The sequence below is a fragment of the Ruminiclostridium herbifermentans genome (genome assembly GCF_005473905.2).
Taxonomy (GTDB): domain Bacteria; phylum Bacillota; class Clostridia; order Acetivibrionales; family DSM-1351; genus Ruminiclostridium; species Ruminiclostridium herbifermentans.
This window is the reverse complement of record NZ_CP061336.1, coordinates 1,147,435-1,166,881: the sequence shown is the minus strand read 5'-3', so window position 1 is coordinate 1,166,881 and position 19,447 is coordinate 1,147,435. Positions and strand designations below refer to the sequence as shown.

At 35.7% G+C, this 19,447-nt stretch carries 12 protein-coding genes, 3 tRNA genes and 2 rRNA genes; 1 reads left to right on the top strand and 16 read right to left on the bottom strand.

The annotated features are described in order from the left end of the window. Nucleotides 1-155: 155 nt before the first annotated feature. From EHE19_RS05080 to EHE19_RS05055, 6 genes are all read right to left on the bottom strand, one after another. Nucleotides 156-3,201, bottom strand: a 23S ribosomal RNA gene (locus EHE19_RS05080). Nucleotides 3,202-3,642: 441 nt separating this feature from the next. Then, nucleotides 3,643-3,718 (bottom strand) — tRNA-Ala (locus tag EHE19_RS05075). 326 nt (nucleotides 3,719-4,044) lie between these two features. Continuing rightward, nucleotides 4,045-5,566 (bottom strand): 16S ribosomal RNA (locus EHE19_RS05070). The 16S and 23S rRNA genes sit together here with 1 tRNA gene alongside, the layout of an rRNA operon. 1,389 nt (nucleotides 5,567-6,955) lie before the next feature. After that, a complete protein-coding gene (locus EHE19_RS05065) occupies nucleotides 6,956-7,573 on the bottom strand; it encodes a class I SAM-dependent methyltransferase (protein WP_137698093.1) in 618 nt (205 codons plus the stop codon). A gap of 32 nt (nucleotides 7,574-7,605) precedes the next feature. After that, entirely contained in the window at nucleotides 7,606-8,199 is a 594-nt protein-coding gene (locus EHE19_RS05060) for a uracil-DNA glycosylase (protein ID WP_137698094.1), read from the bottom strand. Nucleotides 8,200-8,241: 42 nt separating this feature from the next. Further along, nucleotides 8,242-8,796, bottom strand: a complete 555-nt coding sequence (locus EHE19_RS05055) for a uracil-DNA glycosylase (protein WP_137698095.1) — start codon at nucleotides 8,794-8,796, stop codon at nucleotides 8,242-8,244. A 410-nt stretch (nucleotides 8,797-9,206) separates the two neighbouring features. Between EHE19_RS05055 and EHE19_RS05050 the strand changes: the two genes are divergently transcribed. Further along, complete coding sequence (locus EHE19_RS05050; RefSeq protein ID WP_244648329.1) at nucleotides 9,207-11,201, top strand: phospholipid carrier-dependent glycosyltransferase; 1,995 nt, start codon at nucleotides 9,207-9,209, stop codon at nucleotides 11,199-11,201. Between the two features lie 135 nt (nucleotides 11,202-11,336). Here EHE19_RS05050 and EHE19_RS05045 read toward each other — a convergent pair. From EHE19_RS05045 to EHE19_RS05000, 10 genes are all read right to left on the bottom strand, one after another. Continuing rightward, nucleotides 11,337-11,421: transfer RNA gene (locus tag EHE19_RS05045), tRNA-Tyr, on the bottom strand. A 3-nt stretch (nucleotides 11,422-11,424) separates the two neighbouring features. After that, nucleotides 11,425-11,500: transfer RNA gene (locus tag EHE19_RS05040), tRNA-Thr, on the bottom strand. A 423-nt stretch (nucleotides 11,501-11,923) separates the two neighbouring features. Next, nucleotides 11,924-12,598, bottom strand: coding sequence for a hypothetical protein (locus EHE19_RS05035; RefSeq protein WP_137698096.1), 675 nt, complete (start codon nucleotides 12,596-12,598; stop codon nucleotides 11,924-11,926). Nucleotides 12,599-12,720: 122 nt separating this feature from the next. Continuing rightward, a complete protein-coding gene (locus tag EHE19_RS05030; protein ID WP_137698097.1) occupies nucleotides 12,721-13,809 on the bottom strand; it encodes a hypothetical protein in 1,089 nt (362 codons plus the stop codon). A gap of 132 nt (nucleotides 13,810-13,941) precedes the next feature. Further along, complete coding sequence (locus EHE19_RS05025; protein WP_137698098.1) at nucleotides 13,942-14,844, bottom strand: hypothetical protein; 903 nt, start codon at nucleotides 14,842-14,844, stop codon at nucleotides 13,942-13,944. Nucleotides 14,845-14,859: 15 nt separating this feature from the next. Beyond that, the gene (locus tag EHE19_RS05020) at nucleotides 14,860-15,891 is read right to left on the bottom strand and encodes a copper amine oxidase N-terminal domain-containing protein (RefSeq protein WP_137698099.1); all 1,032 of its coding nucleotides are present in this window, start codon (nucleotides 15,889-15,891) and stop codon (nucleotides 14,860-14,862) included. A gap of 650 nt (nucleotides 15,892-16,541) precedes the next feature. After that, nucleotides 16,542-16,889, bottom strand: a complete 348-nt coding sequence (locus EHE19_RS05015) for a hypothetical protein (RefSeq protein ID WP_137698100.1) — start codon at nucleotides 16,887-16,889, stop codon at nucleotides 16,542-16,544. Between the two features lie 68 nt (nucleotides 16,890-16,957). Beyond that, a complete protein-coding gene (locus tag EHE19_RS05010) occupies nucleotides 16,958-17,128 on the bottom strand; it encodes a hypothetical protein (RefSeq protein WP_171003601.1) in 171 nt (56 codons plus the stop codon). A gap of 47 nt (nucleotides 17,129-17,175) precedes the next feature. Next, nucleotides 17,176-17,982, bottom strand: a complete 807-nt coding sequence (locus EHE19_RS05005; RefSeq protein WP_137698101.1) for a hypothetical protein — start codon at nucleotides 17,980-17,982, stop codon at nucleotides 17,176-17,178. A gap of 319 nt (nucleotides 17,983-18,301) precedes the next feature. Then, nucleotides 18,302-19,444 carry a hypothetical protein gene (locus EHE19_RS05000; RefSeq protein ID WP_205314727.1) on the bottom strand — a complete coding sequence of 381 codons (1,143 nt, stop codon included), beginning with the start codon at nucleotides 19,442-19,444 and terminating at the stop codon, nucleotides 18,302-18,304. Nucleotides 19,445-19,447 lie beyond the last annotated feature (3 nt).

Sequence of the window (19,447 nt, the reverse complement as noted above, 5' to 3'; positions counted from 1 at the left end):
TGCTTTTGTATGTTAATACATTTCATATACTCTGTCAAGCATATTTTGTACATTCAGAACTAAATAATGTTATCGATTGAAGATGTACTTTCCTCATTTCTAGATTAAAACGACCTACTCTTGAATACCTGTTGGAAACTTTTGTTCCTCTTCTTTGGGTCAAACCCTCGACCTATTAGTATCAATCAGCTAAATACATTACTGTACTTACACTCTTGACCTATCAACCATGTAGTCTACATGGGGTCTTACCTATTGCTAGTGGGATATCTCATCTTGAGGTGGGTTTCACGCTTAGATGCCTTCAGCGTTTATCCCTTCCGAACTTGGCTACCCAGCTGTGCCATTGGTATGACAACTGGTGCACTAGAGGTTCGTCCATCCCGGTCCTCTCGTACTAAGGACAGATCCTCTCAAATATCCTGCGCCCGCGGCAGATAGGGACCGAACTGTCTCACGACGTTCTGAACCCAGCTCGCGTACCGCTTTAATTGGCGAACAGCCAAACCCTTGGAACCTGCTACAGCTCCAGGATGCGATGAGCCGACATCGAGGTGCCAAACCTCCCCGTCGATGTGGACTCTTGGGGGAGATAAGCCTGTTATCCCCAGGGTAGCTTTTATCCGTTGAGCGATGGCAATTCCACTTTCATACCACCGGATCACTAAGTCCTACTTTCGTATCTGCTCGAGTTGTAGCTCTCGCAGTCAGGCTACCTTATGCCTTTGCACTCGATGCGCGATTTCCAACCGCGCTGAGGTAACCTTTGAACGCCTCCGTTACTCTTTAGGAGGCGACCGCCCCAGTCAAACTGCCCACCTGACAGTGTCCCAGTACCAGTTTATGGTACCTGGTTAGAGTTCCAGTACTTTTAGAGTGGTATCCCAACGTCGACTCCATAATGGCTGGCGCCACTACTTCTCAGTCTCCCACCTATCCTGTACAAAAAATACCGAAACCCAATATCAAGCTACAGTGAAGCTCCATGGGGTCTTTCCGTCTAGCCGCGGGTAACTTGCATCTTCACAAGTACTACAATTTCGCCGGGTACGTTGTTGAGACAGTGCCCAAGTCATTACGCCATTCGTGCGGGTCAGAACTTACCTGACAAGGAATTTCGCTACCTTAGGACCGTTATAGTTACGGCCGCCGTTTACTGGGGCTTAAGTTCATGCCTTCGCTTGCGCTAAGCAATTCCCGTAACCTTCCAGCACCGGGCAGGCGTCAGCCCCTATACTTCATCTTTCGATTTAGCAGAGACCTGTGTTTTTGATAAACAGTTGCTTGGGCCTATTCTCTGCGACCACTATCTCTAGTGGCACCCCTTATCGCTAACTTACGGGGTCAATTTGCCGAGTTCCTTAACAACGCTTCTCCCGCTCGTCTTAGGATTCTCTCCTCACCTACCTGTGTCGGTTTGCGGTACTGGTACCTTTATTCTGGATAGTGGATTTTCTCGTCAGTGTGGAATCGGTCACTTCGGTACTTATTTTCCCTCCGCATCACGCCTTCGAAACATCTAGCGGATTTGCCTACTAGACTATCTACCTCGCTTGCGCATACTTTTCCAGCTGTATGCTTGACTTATCCTCCTGCGTCCCCACCTCTCTCATAACGAATAACGGTAGTACAGGAATTTCAACCTGTTGTCCATCACTTACGCCTTTCGGCCTCAGCTTAGGTCCAGACTTACCCTGGGCGGACGAACCTTCCCCAGGAAACCTTAGGCTTTCGACGGTAAAGATTCTCACTTTACTCTCGCTACTTATTCCGGCATTCTCACTACTGCTTCGTCCACACGTCCTTCCGGTCGTGCTTCAACCTACAACAGTAAGCTCCCCTACCACCCTCGTGTGCTCCATGCTATACCCGGTATACACTTTAGCCTTAAAACCATTTTACGAAAACCTCTGAATTATTCTTAATGGTCGGTTTTCGTGAAATGTTTTTAATCCATTTCTTCTGGGTATACCATGGAACACACGCTGATCCATAGCTTCGGTATACAGTTTAGCCCCGGACATTTTCGGCGCAGGCTCACTCGACTAGTGAGCTATTACGCACTCTTTGAATGAGTGGCTGCTTCTAAGCCAACATCCTAGTTGTCTTAGCAAACCCACATCCTTTTCCACTTAACTGTAATTTGGGGACCTTAGCTGATGGTCTGGGCTGTTTCCCTTTTGACCACGGGACTTATCTCTCGTAGTCTGACTCCCAAGTAACATCATTACGGCATTCGGAGTTTGATAGGGTTCGGTAACCTGGTAAGGCCCCTAGCCCATTCAGTGCTCTACCTCCGTATGACTCTAACTTGAGGCTAGCCCTAAAGCTATTTCGGGGAGAACCAGCTATCTCCGAGTTCGATTGGAATTTCTCCGCCACCCACAGCTCATCCCAGACCTTTTCAACGGTCATGTGGTTCGGTCCTCCACGAGATTTTACTCCCGCTTCAACCTGTCCATGGGTAGGTCACCCGGTTTCGGGTCTATAGCATGTAACTTTGTCGCCCTATTAAGACTCGGTTTCCCTTCGGCTCCGTACTTTACGTACTTAACCTCGCTACATACAATAACTCGCCGGACCGTTCTACAAAAAGTACGCTGTCGAGCTTTAACGCTCTTCAACTGCTTGTAAACATAGGGTTTCAGGTTCTCTTTCACTCCCCTCCCGGGGTTCTTTTCACCTTTCCCTCACGGTACTGCTCCACTATCGGTCACCAGTTAGTATTTAGCCTTGGATGGTGGTCCACCCTGCTTCCCACGAGGTTTCACGTGCCTCGTGGTACTCTGGATACTAGCCTGTCTCTTCACATTTCGCATACGGGACTTTTACCCTCTATGGTCTCAGCTTTCCAGCTGCTCATTCTGCTATGCTCTGAGAATCATTATGCTAGTCCTCAACCCCAAGAAATATTGCTATTTCTTGGTTTGGGCTAATCCGCTTTCGCTCGCCACTACTTACGGAATCTCTTTTGATTTCTTTTCCTGTTGGTACTTAGATGTTTCAGTTCCCAACGTCTGCCCTCGTTACACTATTTATTCATGTAACGATGACCAAATGTTTAGTTTGGCCGGGTTCCCCCATTCGGATATCTACGGGTCAATGGCTATTTGCGCCTCTCCGTAGCTTTTCGCAGCTTGTCACGTCCTTCATCGCCTTCTGGTGCCTAGGCATTCACCCTACGCTCTTAGTAGCTTGACCTCTTTTCGAATTATCTTCGATAATTTGGATTCTCAAGTATATCAATTGCTTCTCACAATTGATTGTGATTGTCTTAACCTATCAATGAGTTCTTTCCTAAGAGTCACGTGTACCTTTCTTTTGCAAAAATTGTACATATTACCCTTATTATTTGTCGCGTAAATATTATTCACAATGTAAATTATATCTACGTTTTCTCATCTTCATTAAAACTTGTTTCTATAGAACTTCATTTCCAATAAAGAATTTTAAATTCTATAAAAAACGCATTTATCGATACATTATTTAGTTCTCAATGTACAACACGAACCTCGGTTCGTTTACTATGCTTTCCATAGTTAATCCATGTATTAAATCTTTCAATTCTCAACACGGACTTTTATTATACCAGCTTTCATTAATATGTCAACTGGTTTTTTACCGGAATCTTTTATTCCGATATGGTGGAGATAATGAGAATCGAACTCATGACCCCCTGCTTGCAAGGCAGGTGCTCTCCCAGCTGAGCTATACCCCCACGGTAAATGTTAGATATAACTTTTGCCTTTTAGAGCAATCGTTCGTCTCTAACTGCAATATCCATATTTCAAAACCTTAAGACTTTTAACTAAAAACCAATTTCGAACATTTGTTCTTTGACTTGATTTCTATGTATTAAAATATCTTGGGCTTTGAAAACTAAACAGTGACTAAAGGATTTACTTCGTAAATCCTCATGTAAGGTACTCTAAGATAATGTTTTACCAGACTTCGCGAGCTCTGCTCAAGCTAATTCTGACACTATCTTCGACCTAAAGATTCTAGATAATCACAACTTACGCTGCATCATCTGTGTCTCCTTAGAAAGGAGGTGATCCAGCCGCACCTTCCGATACGGCTACCTTGTTACGACTTCACCCCAATCATCGGCCCCACCTTCGGCGACGTCCTCCTTGCGGTTAGACTATCGACTTCGGGTGTTGCAGACTCTCATGGTGTGACGGGCGGTGTGTACAAGGCCCGGGAACGTATTCACGGCAGTATGCTGACCTGCCATTACTAGCAATTCCGACTTCATGTGGGCGGGTTGCAGCCCACAATCTGAACTGAGACTATTTTTATAGATTTGCTCCACTTTACAGCTTTGCTTCTCATTGTAATAGCCATTGTAGTACGTGTGTAGCCCAAGACATAAGGGGCATGATGATTTGACGTCGTCCCCACCTTCCTCCGATTTATCACCGGCAGTCTCGTTAGAGTGATCATCTGAATGTTATCAACTAACAACAGGGGTTGCGCTCGTTGCGGGACTTAACCCAACATCTCACGACACGAGCTGACGACAACCATGCACCACCTGTACAGCAGCCCCGAAGGGCTACGACATCTCTGCCGTATTCCACTGTATGTCAAGCCTTGGTAAGGTTCTTCGCGTTGCTTCGAATTAAACCACATACTCCACTGCTTGTGCGGGCCCCCGTCAATTCCTTTGAGTTTCAACCTTGCGGCCGTACTCCCCAGGTGGGATACTTATTGTGTTAACTCCGGCACAGAAGGGGTCGATACCTCCTACACCTAGTATCCATCGTTTACAGCGTGGACTACCAGGGTATCTAATCCTGTTTGCTCCCCACGCTTTCGCGCCTCAGCGTCAGTTACCGTCCAGAAAGCCGCCTTCGCCACTGGTGTTCCTCCTAATATCTACGCATTTCACCGCTACACTAGGAATTCCGCTTTCCTCTCCGGCACTCAAGAAATATAGTTTCAGATGCAGCTCCAGAGTTAAGCCCTGGGATTTCACATCTGACTTACATTCCCGCCTACACGCCCTTTACACCCAGTAATTCCGGACAACGCTCGCCACCTACGTATTACCGCGGCTGCTGGCACGTAGTTAGCCGTGGCTTATTCTTCAGGTACCGTCATTTTTTCGTCCCTGACTAAAGAAGTTTACAATCCGAAAACCTTCATCCTTCACGCGGCGTTGCTGCATCAGGGTTTCCCCCATTGTGCAATATTCCCCACTGCTGCCTCCCGTAGGAGTCTGGGCCGTGTCTCAGTCCCAATGTGGCCGATCAACCTCTCAGTTCGGCTACCAATCGTCGCCTTGGTGGTCCGTTACATCACCAACTAGCTAATTGGACGCGGGCCCATCTTTCACCGGATTGCTCCTTTGACATCATGGTAATGCTACCTCGATGTGTTATGCGGTATTAGCACAAGTTTCCCTGTGTTATCCCCCTGTGAAAGGCAGGTTGCCCACGCGTTACTCACCCGTCCGCCGCTAAGTTAATCAAAAGCAAGCTTTCAATTAACTCCGCTCGACTTGCATGTGTTAGGCACGCCGCCAGCGTTCGTCCTGAGCCAGGATCAAACTCTCAAATTAATATTTAAATTTGAAAATTTAATTGCTCATTAAAATTGCTGACTTATTGTTCCTTGTTCTTTAAGAACTAGGTTGTAAAGTTCGCAAGTTACTCAATTTAAAGTCCATTATATAGACTTTGGAATTTTTCGAGTTCCTTTACATGGTCTTTTATTAAAAGACTTGTCACTGTTTACTTTTCAAAGTCCAATTTCAAATTAATAAATACTGAATATAACCCCAAAATTTCTCACGACTCATTTATATATGTAAACTTGCCGTTCAAAATAATTTCACTATCACTACAGCATTTATTCACTTGAATAATCACCGGCTATGGCCGCGCGACTTTTTATATATTACCACACTGTAACTTACTTGTCAATAGTTTTGTAGATTTTTGTCTGTCATAAATTACTACATAAAGTATTGTTTTGTTCGTTCAGCAACAGCCTAGTTATAATAGCATAATCCAATATGCAATGTCAATACATAAAATTTTAATTATATAGTGGTAGGTAAAATACTCAATTGAAAAGTTAAATCCCACCCCACCCCTATCTACACTACATATGGAATTTACTCTTACAATTCTATGAGTGGAAATTAGTTTTACAATGTTAAACAATTACTTTTATTTTATCTTTCTTAGCTACTAATTCTCAAATAAGAATCACTGTCAACGATTTTTCAGTTATGCGTATACCATTGACAGTGGTCTCTATTTTAGTTATATTTATGGCAAATAATTAATATAAAGTAACAGTGGAATTTAACTTTTCAAAAATGGTATTTTCATTCCATTGATGAATTGTTGCGCCTAAAAATCAATATTTTTCGTACATTTATATATAAATCCACACCAAATTACTTTAATTTAAACTAATTTAACATCTTTATTTATCAGGTTCTTTATCATGAATGGAATTTAACTTTTCATTTCACCTGGTAGGTAAAATGAGGCTTATTTGAAAAAGTTATTCCACCCTAAAATAATAAGCGGCGGAATTAACTTTTATCGTTTGACTAATGTTTATACTATGCTTCATATGATAGTTAACAGCATATGCTATCTGCTCATCACAATACATGCAATATCTTATTTTGTGTGGATGAATAGATTGATTTTTCTGATATTTATTAACCCAATAAACTAGATAGATATTCAAGCCTACGAACAGTTAAAGCAGCATTGTTATGTAGGAACAAAAAATAATTTTACAACTCTAAGCATGAATACATAGACAATCTCCTAGTTAAAGTCTATATCCAGGATTTAGTCTGCACCTCCATTACACTCACATCTACTCTGCGCATAGGATTTACTCTTACAGATTTATATGTGGAAGTTAGTTTTATAAGAAAAAATAGTATTTTTACTGCTTAAATTGGTTAATCAGCAATCCAAAGCTATTTATTAACCTTATTACAAACCACAGTAAAATCATTACTGAGATATCCCTCTATAACTTTAATTTTAAAATGATTTGAATAATTATCTTCTATCAATTTACATATTTCATCTGGTGAAGTATAAAAATATTTATCCTCTCTATTTGGAGACTTGTCATACAAGAGATTAAAAGATATGGTCTCTTTACAAATACTATTAAACAGCCCAAGTGCATCAATGATAAATTGTTTATTATTCCCTAGATTAATATTAAAAATCCCAGAAGCAAAAACATTATCAAATTCATTATAAGTAAAAGGATTTTCTTTAAAAATATCTATACAAAGAAATGTTCCTTTTAAATTTTTGCTTTTGGCAATGGCTATCATATGTTCAAGAATATCAACTCCTGTATACTCAAAACCAGAAAATCTTTGTTCTAGAAACTGCAATAAATTACCTGTTCCACAACCAATGTCAAGGATTTTTTTTCTATCCAAGTTCAAATCGTTAACCAAAGCTACAAATCTTTGTTGCTGTGCAGCTTCACTTTCCCACCCAAGTAAGTAATAATCCGGCTGATTAGGCTTATTATTTTGCATATAATACTTTTTAATTTTCTCAAATTTTCTCATAATAACCTCCAAAACAACATTCAGGCACAGAACTATGTAAAGAACTCGGTAATCATATTCTTTAATTTCAGTACATCGTTATAATATACTTCCTTTAATGCTCTGTTATAAATAATACTTGCTGGATGATACAGAGGAAACAATTTAAATTCATTCCCTGATACATTACAAGAGTTAAAAATACCATGCATATCACCTATTGATACTTTAAAATCATCCATAATTGACTTAAGTGGTACGTTTCCCAGTGTAACAATTATCTGCGGTTTGAGTATGTTTATTTCATCATGAAGCCACTTTTGGTTATTCCTAATGTCTTGATTTGTTGCAGGCCTATTGATTATTCTTTGCGTTTTGGGATTTAATTTTCCCAATCTATATTTTATTGCATTTGTAATAAACAAAGCATCACGATCAATACCCAATACATTTATAAACTCATTTAAATTTTTACCAGCAGCCCCTACAAATGGTCTTCCCAACATAACCTCATCCTTGCCGGGTGCTTCACCTACAATAACTATGGGACTGGTTAAGCAACCATCACCAAGTACTATCTCCTCCTGATTAAATTCCTCTTTATATCTGCAATATAATTCATCAAGTTTTTGTCTTATTTCTTTCAATTTTACCTTCTCCCAACAATACTGTATTTAATCAAGTATGAGTTACAGAATTTCTGCCATTTTTAACTTTACATTTTTTATATCTTTAAAAAGCAATACTTTCTTTGTTGAATCTCTTAACAGTGCTGCAGGATGAAAAGTTGGCATAATCCAGCAGCCCTTTTGCTCGTGCCATTGTCCCCGTATTTGAGTGATTTTAATTTCTTTTGAAATGACATATCTTGCCGCAGTGCTTCCAAGACATACTATTATTTTAGGTCTTATCAAAGCTACTTGGTTTCTCAAATATGGCAAACAATTTTCAGCCTCAGAATCAGTTGGAACTCTGTTATTTGGCGGTCTGCATTTAACTACATTAGCAATATAGTAATCCTCAGGCTTAAAAGCTAAAGCCTCTAATAGAACATCCAGAAGTTGTCCGGCAGCCCCCACGAATGGCTCACCTTTTAAATCCTCCTGCTCCCCTGGTCCTTCACCGATAAACATTACAGGCGCTTTTATATTTCCTCTTCCAATAACTATATTATTTCTCAGCTTTCCAAGTTCACATAATTGGCAGCCTTCACATGCCAATATTAGTTGTTCCCACGTCAGCATATAAACCTCCACGTCCCATTCCATTGTTCATAATTATAACACACCTTATTGATTTTACAATTTAAAAATGCTACCTCGGTATATAATACCTAAATACAAAAAATAAAACTCAATAAATAAAACTCAATCCTTTTAATATTTCTTATAATAGATGTTACGAGTGCTGCACTTACAAGAATAAGAAATCAATCCTTTCAATATTTATGGTAGCCTCAACTTATCCGACAAATATACTTAAATCAGTCAATATAAAAATTATTGCAACTATCCCAATCCCTTAAAAAATCAACTTGTATAATTATTGAATCAATTTCATTAAATGCTTTATTCTTATAAATATTTGTATTGCAATTCACACTATAATATAATAAATGTAAACTTTTAATTGCATTTATATAGGAGGAGTAATTTTGAAGGACAATTTTGTAAATGCTTTTAACAATATCTGGAACTATATTTCAAATATAAAAATGCCTGGATTTGCAACAATGATGTTAATAGTACTGACTTTATCACTTATAATAATTGGAATTTGGGGCTTTTTACGAATAAGAAACATACAAATAGGCAACATTGTAATCACAGAATATGGTTTACTTGATGTTCAAAGAGAAAGCAAGCCATTATTTAAGCTTACAAAAACAGATTTCATTATAATGCTTGTGATGACTTTGATTTATGCTATACCCGCTATTTTCAATCTGGGTAGTTTTAGTGTTCCTGAAACAGGTTGGGCCCCCGCAGCTAAAAATGATGGTATTATAATAGATTTAGGCCGAAAAGTAAAAGTATCAAAAATAATGCTTTATCAAGGTTATAATATAGAAAAATATGACGGAACAAAATTTCAAATTAATTACTTAAATGATTATAATAAATATATTGAATCCGAAACCCTTGACAAGACTGGATTTTATTCTTGGAAAGTATCTACAAAAGAATTTGAAACCAGTAAAATAAAAATCATACCAAACAGTCCAGGTGCTACAATTAATGAAATAGCTATATTTGAAAAAGATTCTACTACTCCTCTTGCTATAAAAAGCATATCACCTTCTAATGATAATCCAAATGTTATTCCATTTGAAAGTCCTGATGGAACAACTTACAATATATCAAATTTATTTGATGAGCAGGATAAAGTAGACTTCTACACCCTGTATAGCACAAGCACATATTTTGACGAGGTATTCTATCCAAGAACTGCACTTGATTTTATAAATAGAATAAATCCATTTGAACGTACACATCCCCCTTTAGGAAAGTACTTTGTTATGGTTGGTATGTTAATTTTTGGAGTTAATCCATTTGGCTGGAGAATTATTGGAACTCTATTCGGAATAGCAATGATTCCGCTAATGTATTTTTTTGGTATGAAAATATTCAAAAAGAGATTTTATGCATTTTGTACCGCATTTTTAATGATGTTTGACTTTATGCATTTTGCACAAACAAGAATTTCAACCATAGATGTCTACGTAACTTTCTTTGTAATTTTGATGTACTATTATATATATGACTATTTTGTTAAGAGATCTTATAAAGTGGGGTATAAAAAATCACTTTTACCACTATTTTTATGTGGTCTTTTCTTTGGTATAGGAATTGCCACTAAATGGATTGCAATGTATGCTGCAGTAGGTATATTTCTAATATTTATTATTGCAAAAATTGATGATGCCGCCTGCTATGTTGCTTACAGAAAATCAGGGCTCTCTTCTGATCTATTTAGTAAGTTCTGGAGCAAATATTTTATTAGAACCGCTATGGCTTGTGTTTTGTTTTTTCTGGTTATTCCGAGCATCATTTACTTTGCCTCATATACATCAATAATGTTAGTTCCCGACAACGGAATAAAGGAATTCTTTAATAATCAAGTTCATATGTATACATTTCACAATGAGCTTGATATAAAGCATTCCTATTCATCCCCATGGTGGGCTTGGCCTATCATGGCAAAACCACTTTGGTTCTTTGGCTCAAAAGCATTAGCAGCAGAAAATCTCACCTCAAGCATCGTATGTATGGGGAATCCTCTCATATGGTGGTTTAGCATTCCTGCACTAGTTACTGGAATTATATTGGCAATTAAGAGAAAGGACAAATTTATGGTGGTTCCATTATTTGGAGCACTGTTTCAATATATTCCTTGGATGGTTGTACGCAGAATGACTTTTATATATCACTATTTTTCTGTTGTACCTTTTATAATAATTGTTATGGTTTATCTAATAAAAATATTCTCTGAGTATGGTGGTAAAAGTGCAAGAAGAGTTGTATATCTATATCTCCTTTCGGTCGCACTGCTCTTTGTAATGTTCTATCCAATTCTTTCTGGAATGATAGTCCCTAGATGGTATGCAAGTATCCTTCAATGGTTTCCAGGTTGGAGTTTTAGATATTAATATAAATATACTTCAACTAAGCTAGACTTTATTACTTATAATCAATATAAATATAATATACTCATTACATTACAATTAAAAGACAAATTAAAAGCCCTGTACACAGCGTAATCGCGAATGTACAAGGCTTTATTTTGGTGGAAGGAGATGGATTCGAACCATCGAAGCGAGACGCAACAGATTTACAGTCTGCCCCCTTTGGCCACTCGGGAACCCTTCCATATGGAGCTGGCGGACGGAATCGAACCCCCGACCTGCTGATTACAAGTCAGCTGCTCTACCTGCTGAGCTACACCAGCACATATGCTGAATATCAAATAATCAGTGTCTTCAAACAAGTAATTTGCCCTCCGACTTGAACTAGTATACCATCGAAGATATTATATGTCAACATATTTTTTAGAAATTTTTAATTAAAAATTGCATCGCTTATACCTTATATGCAGTTTATGTTCGCTAGATATAATTTTCCGTTCATCTTACTTAAGAATCCTCATCCTCGTCATTTTTATATAAGTGTAATATTTCAACAAAATCAGTAGGAATCTAACAAGTCATTTAGATAGCAACCATACTTGAACGGATTAACCAAAATACTTCTTGCAGATAGAGTTTTTAGTTCCGTTGTACTCTAGTCTTATCCATTCTGATATTCTGAAAGCTGTGTTTTAATTCTTAAATTATAAATAATACTTCAAGCTGAATCTGCTTTTATTTCTTTTCTAGCTGTTTAAGTCATCATACACCGAACCTTTTACCGTAAATGTTATTGAGTCCCATGAGGAAGGTCCTTTTGCTGTTAATGGATTGGGTCTTCCATTTGTAAACTCTCCAAGTGACACATTTATTTTATAGTCTTTGTTTTTAGCCTGTACATTTATGTAATAGCGTATTTGATTTGGGTTCACTATAAATGTAATAGTAGTTTCTTCAACAACCTTATGTATATTCGCTTCTTTGACATATTCTCTGTATTTAAATGCATCTATATCATCAATCCCTCCCCATGAGTCTTCTGTTCCTGAATAGCTCCAGCCCTCAAGGATTGTTCTGAATAGTTTGTCCGTATTTTTCAATAATGTACTTTCAGATGCATACTTGTAGTTGTTAATATTCCCTGGCCCGATGTCATATTTTAATTCGTCGTTTGATATAAGTTTATAGTCTTCGGTTTTGGATATAGGCAACTTTGTTACTGTTTTTCTTGATGAGTCTACTGTCGGTATTCCTAACTGTACGTCAAATGCATTTTTTACATTTTCCACAATTCTGCTATGTTCGCTTGTCTTTCCTGTGTACTCTCCATTTATGTATTTTACTGTCCTTACTTTTGCTTCATATACAGAATAGGGTATGTAAAAGTATCCCGATTTTATAGGATAGTTATATTTTTGCAAATCCACGTCTGTTGCAAACGGAGCTTTTACAAATTTTCTTTTCTTATAATTTCCCGGATTATTCCTTGCATTTTGGCGGTCGGATGCAAAATTGTCTTCAAGTGTATAAACCTCGCTTAAGCTTACTTCGCCTGATCAAGATGCTGGAAGGTTCTTGTTTTTCCATAATTACCAGGAGTCTCCACTAACGAAATAGTCTGATCCATTACATCTAGTTCTCTCATATATCTTGTAACTGGAATCTGATATCTATCACCCTCCCATATTAATGTATTATCCCATCCTCCATTACTTTTGGTTACTCCTATATCATCACTATAGTCTTGTAAAGGTAAACTAGAACCGTTATATATCAGTGCCTGTATACGCACATTATCTTTTACGGGTTTTGGTAAAAAATCAGCTCTCTGTGTTACCGTTTCTGTTGTATAACCATAATAATGATCTCCTTCAGATTCTCCACATGTTCTTGTTCTTGTTTTTTTACCTTCTGAATTTGTAGTTTCTGTATAGCAGCTATCCGAATGGGAATGGTAATAATATCCTGTGTAATACTTATTTTCTGCATTTCTTGATATGTTTCCGAAAGTACTAATTGAAAAATCTATTTGGGGAGCCTTGCCGTTATCTTTATTATCTCCGGTATATTTCAAATCGCCTTTATTGCTATATATACCAGTGCTTTTGCTATATCCGAACCCTAGTCTATTTGTTATCCATCTCACTACAGGCATTCTAATTATGTTATTACTACTATCGTTTATTGCACCGTACTGATTATTTATATCATTAAGTTTGCTATCTTTGACTAATCCATATTTATCTTCTAAATTCCATGACAAATCTCCTGTTGTGCTGCTAATCCAATTGCTATTGAATAGGTATCCCTTAGGAGTTGGTTCATCTATTTTCGCCTCTAAAATGTTACTGTCGTTTATATCCAATTCAAATTCCTTTGAAAACACATCATAGTCAAGGTACTTATCTGTTAGTTGAGTGGATGCAGACTGATATATTGGTGCTGTATCTATATTATTATCATAATTCATCTCTTCATCAACATTTTTATCAATATTTATTGATGCTGTAATTTTAACTCTTTGTGCATTATGCTTAGTCTTCCAATTAAATATATAATATCTTTTTGTAGTATTATCATCTATATTGAAATATATATTGCTGTTTCTTATTAGGATTTCCCTTGAGGACATTCTGTATATCTTGTTTTCACTAGAAGTAGTTAGATTTCCAAGCCAATCTATGTTATTGATTTTTGATGTGAGGTTCGGAAGCTTTTTTGATACTCCTAAATTAGCTGTATCCTCTAACCATTTGTTTAAAGCTTATTTTTGCAAGGTACAACCACCCTTAATTCCACTTGTGCTTGGAGCACATAATTCCCCACCCGTAATTGATATATTAATGTTTGGTACTGCATCACTATTATAATTTAATGCATTCATCTCAACTACTGCTTCATATACCTTTTCTTCATCACCAACATAATAGCCATCTTCTGTTCCTGTTCTTAAAATAACAGGATAAAAATCAACAATGTTGCTTTCGCTTTCTGGTCCGAACAGAATTGTTTGCCTTCTAGTTATCATATCATCTATTGTATTAGTTCCAAAAGAAACACCCAACCACTTTCCAGCACTTATTTGTTCGACAGTATAGTAAAGGTTCAAGTCTTTAAAATCCTCTTGGACATACTTATACGTACCTTCTCCAACTTTTATTCTTGTTTTTGTATTTCCCTCTAAGACAGTAAAAAGAGGTTCAAGTTTAATTGTTCCACCTTTTTTCTTTATTTCTTTAAAAGCTTCGGATCCATATAAATCTTCTATAGACTCTGTAATATCACCGTCTGCTCCTGTAATTCCCTTTACTACACCCTTTGCTGATTTATATATTGCAACTGCAAAATTTCGGTCTCCTACTGCGGCTGATGAATATTTCAAAAACGGTTGCATTTCTGTTGCTTTACCCGACACATCATCATGTTTATGATCAGCTTTAACCACTGTACCATCTTTATCAATTACCGTCACCAAAAATCCCTGTGTCTTCCAGTGAAGGCAAGAATACTCGCTTGCCTTCTTTGATGTAACTGGGAACACTAAATAGTTGCCGAATGCTTCTAATTTTGGAGTGTCTTCATCATCACTATCAACCTTTGCTAATGATGTCATTGACTGAAGTATAAATGTAAATATTAAAAAAGTACATAAAATTATCTTTTTCATATTAATCTATTTCTCCTAAATATATCTGTTATCACTAAGAGGAATAACCTTTTGATAGAAATATTTACTTCCACCTAAGTATCCAATTTTAACATCAATATCCATCTCAAGCCATGTATTTAGTTTTGCTCCCTTTCCGAATCCACTTTCAATATCCGAACATGATGTTAAATAACACCGTATTATCCCCCTTACTCTTACTGACCCTGATGCATCTTCATATATCATAGACGTATCTGTATAGAACTTTCCCTTAACTATAACTTTATCGTTATCATAATCTTCCCACCATCTATCAAGAGCTAACTCAGAAGATGAATACGGTCTAAGAGCATCTTTGAATACTTTTTCTCCCCTTGTGTAGTCAACATTCCAAAATGCATCTATTGCACCTGTAGCGAACTCTATGTAGTCTGTTATACGAGATGAATCTAATTTATTCATTTCCTCAATAAATTCTTGATTCGTTTTGGTAAATCCCAACCCGCTATTGTCACCAATATTTAAGGCATATGCATCCAGCCTCTTTTTTTCTTCCAAAGTTATCGCTCTGTCTGGATTTGGATTTGTCCCTAATTCGTCCCCAAAATTCTGGTCTTCTTTTATTGTTATATTTACTGTATGTGTTGTTCCATCCCAGGTAACAACTGCTCCCAATGCTTCACTTACAAAGCGTATAGGTACAAGTATTCTTCCATTTTTATTGGTCGCTATAGTATCCATTGTCTTGTTTACACCATTAACTGTGTAGTTTTTCTTGTCTGCATATAATGTAACCTTATCCTTGCCCTTTACCACAACTACAGATTTATTACTTCCAACCCATGATACAGAAGCTCCTAATGCTTCACTAACAAATCTTACCGGTACCTGTACTCTGTTATTTCCATCTAAGCATGGCTGTGTGTCTGGAAATTTTATCTTACTTCCGTTTACTATAACAGTAATGGTTATATTATTTGCTGCTTCTGATGTTGATACCCCTATTGTCAAGCTCATTGACAGTATCATTGCTAGTGTAATAATGTACGAAATAACTATTTTCATCCTTTAACTTCCTTTCTGTTTATTATTTTTATATTTTATTAATCATCATTTTTATTTCAATTTGTTATTTTTCAAGCTATATAGGTTAGTATCTCTAATCAGCTTGATATCAAAATACAATTCTATCCAATTTATTATCTTTATTAAGCAAAAAAGTGTCTTTACAAAAGGTTCCTCAAACTTATATTGTTCAAAATATATTATCATTGTTTGTAATATTCAGAATAATAACCATCTGGCTTTATAGACATTAAGAATAGGTTTATTAGTTCTGAATCTACATCAATACTGTTAATATTATACATTTTCCTTTTATTATTGTCAGTATCTTCTACTTCTATATCTTCTTCTCCTAAACTAAATTCTCATACAAACCCATCATAGACTAACACTTTAAAATCATATCCATTTCTATTTTGTCAAGTAATTTCTCTTAGTATAATACGCAGTAGTATTTAACCTGCATTAATGATCATCTTTTATAAACAGTTTTCCTTTTGCAGTATACATAAGTACATATAACAAAGCAGGGTTAAAAATATTAAAATAAAGTGATTAATATAAACATGGAAGATTAAATCATCACCAAAACTTGGATAAGTAAAATATATTAGTAATGTCATAAAAACCAATTTGCGTTTTATCTCTACCTACTCTATAAAAGTTCCAGTACCCGAATTTATACTTTCATCTGTCCAACAGTTGGACCAACCGTCTATATACTTACTTATTTTAATTAATGCATCTTGAGCATTTTTTACTATTTGATTATCCTTATCTCCATATATGGCTATATCGTTAGATCCTTTGACAATATTTGTAGAATTATATGATGATGTAATATTAGAAATACTGTTTTTATTATTTGTGCTTGAACCACTTGATAATGTAGTTCCAATAGGTGCAACTCCAAACGAAAAGTCTACCGTTTCTTTTATAAGCTTTTGCATATCTAGCTCATCTTGTCTGTACTTATCTGATATCTTCTTTAAAACCATTGACTTGTCATGTAGTTTACTTGTTATAGCTTGACAAGTCTCCTTATCTCTTGCATTAGTTCATACATCTAGTATGTATTCTGACGCACATAACTTTCAGAGTACTGGGCATTCGTGTCTTGTATCAAATTTGATATATTTCTATACATGCCCGTCCCATTATTCTCTATTAATTTGCTTAACCGGTTAATCTCAATTACTAACTCTTCAATTTTGTATGGTTCTACTACTGTTCCCATTACTTCACCCCGATGTTATTTTCAACAAGCTATATAATTTAATACCCTTACTCAGCGGTTGGATAGCAAAATACAATTCTATCCAGCTTGTTATTATTAATGAGCAATATAAGTGCCTTTGCAAGAGGATCCTCAAATTTATCTTGATCAAAATATATTATCATTGCTTGTGAATATTCAGAATAATAACCATCTGGTTTATAGCTTTCAAGAATAATTTTTATAAATTCTGAATCTTCATTAGTACCGTTAATATTGTATATGTCCCTCTTACCATATTTACTTAATATTTCATCTGTTGTCATACCAACTCTTAAGCCACAATCCAATTGAACTTTTTCGTTAGTTATGTCAAACCTAAATATATTGTCAGTATCTTCTACTTCACTATCTTCCTCTCCCAAACTAAATTCACATTCAAACCCATCATAGGCTAACACTTTAAAATACTTAAAATAGTCTTCTTCTGTAGCTGGTGGATTTATTTTAAATTTATTAATTTCCTTTGGTAATCCAAAATCTTTTATTAATTGGGCATATGTACTATTAAGAACAGGTTTATTATTTATATATATGTCTTTTTCACCAAATAAAAAGGGTTCTGTCACTGTATTTTTTTCCTGATTATTATCCATTTGTTCTAACTCCTTATTAGAATTTAAATTCTCTTCTACTGTATCTCCTTGGCTAGAAAAACTTGGAATACTATCAATATTAGTGTTTACACTTGTACTATTCTCTGAAACAGAGTTATTAGTATACATATCTTTTACATTACTAGGATTTTCATTATTACTGCAAGCCGGCAAAAAAACAACACTGCACAAGACACAAAGTATCAACTTTTTTTTCATAATAGATTCCTCATATTCTAAATATTTTTGATAAACTTAACACATTGTGTATTAATGAATCTTGCTAGTCGACTGTTGCGCATCATTTAGAAGCAATGCGTAGTTCATCTGCAAAGATAACTTAGTACAACGAGTTAAGCTTATTGAATTTTGTACTTACTAACTTTCAAATTGCTATAAGATTTTGTTTAATTCGCATAATTGTAACCTATTTCAGCCACAAGCTATCATCCATTTAGCTCTCTATATAATAATTGATATATTACATTTTTTAGAATGTATCTCTAGAAATCAAAGTTACCCAAAATACATATCCATTTTAATCAACATTATATTGCTCTTCTAATACTTTTACCAGTGTATACTTATTTTCCCATGTAAGTTTCTGAATAACCCCTGAGTCTGCATTATCTTTTTGATAATTTAACAGGTAATCATCATGCACATCAAATTCTGAAAGCATCTCATCACATTTTACTTTAATAAAATTCTTGGCAGAATCATCATAGACATATAGAATATATTCATTATTTAAAGTACCTGGTTCTTCCAAAAATCTAATATCTGCATAACCATCCATATTGACATCTAAAAATTTAATGACATCATAAAATTCTCCATATGTGGACAATGTAAGCAACTTTTCTCCCTTATCATTCTTCAGGATAAACTGGTATTGATATTTTTTATCAATACTTAATTCACCAATATATTTTGTTTCCTCTTTATCTTGAATAATTTCATATTCCACATTTTCGAGCTCATCTTTATTATAAGTAATGGTTTCCTTAATATGTGCTTTATAAGAGTTAGCACATTCTATTTCTAGTATTTTCACCTCATAATTCACTTCATGGTCATTTTTGAATAGATAGGAATCTAAATTTCTATAATCAGATTCTAACAAATAGCAAGCATCCTCATAGCAAACTATATAATTTGACAATTTTTCTCCTGTTATAATATATAAACTAGTAATTGCAGAATCATCATTCACATTATTATAAATCATAATCTTTTCAAAGTTTGGAGAAATCTTTGTTAAATATTTTATGATACTTTCTTTATCATAAAAATTCTGTTTCTTTATTTCACGAATTGAAACTGTCATATTTGTTTCAGATAGAACTTTTCCAGTATCAATTGCGCACTTAAATATTTCTTCATCATCATTAAGTGTATCAGTGACTATATGATAGTCATCAAAGTTAATCAAAAGTTTACCATATTTTATTTCTTTATGAGTTTCATCTTTATATGTTTTAACATAATTAGATGGATTATTTGATTGAGATAATGAATTACTAGATGCAGATACGTGTTCTATATTGCTATCTCTTGAAATATCTTTAGCTTCATTTGTAATAGTTGATGTACTAACTTGCATATCTGTCACGGCATCACTACAACCAGTTAGCATCAGTACTGCTACAATAATTATTCTCAGCACGTTTCTTTTCATATT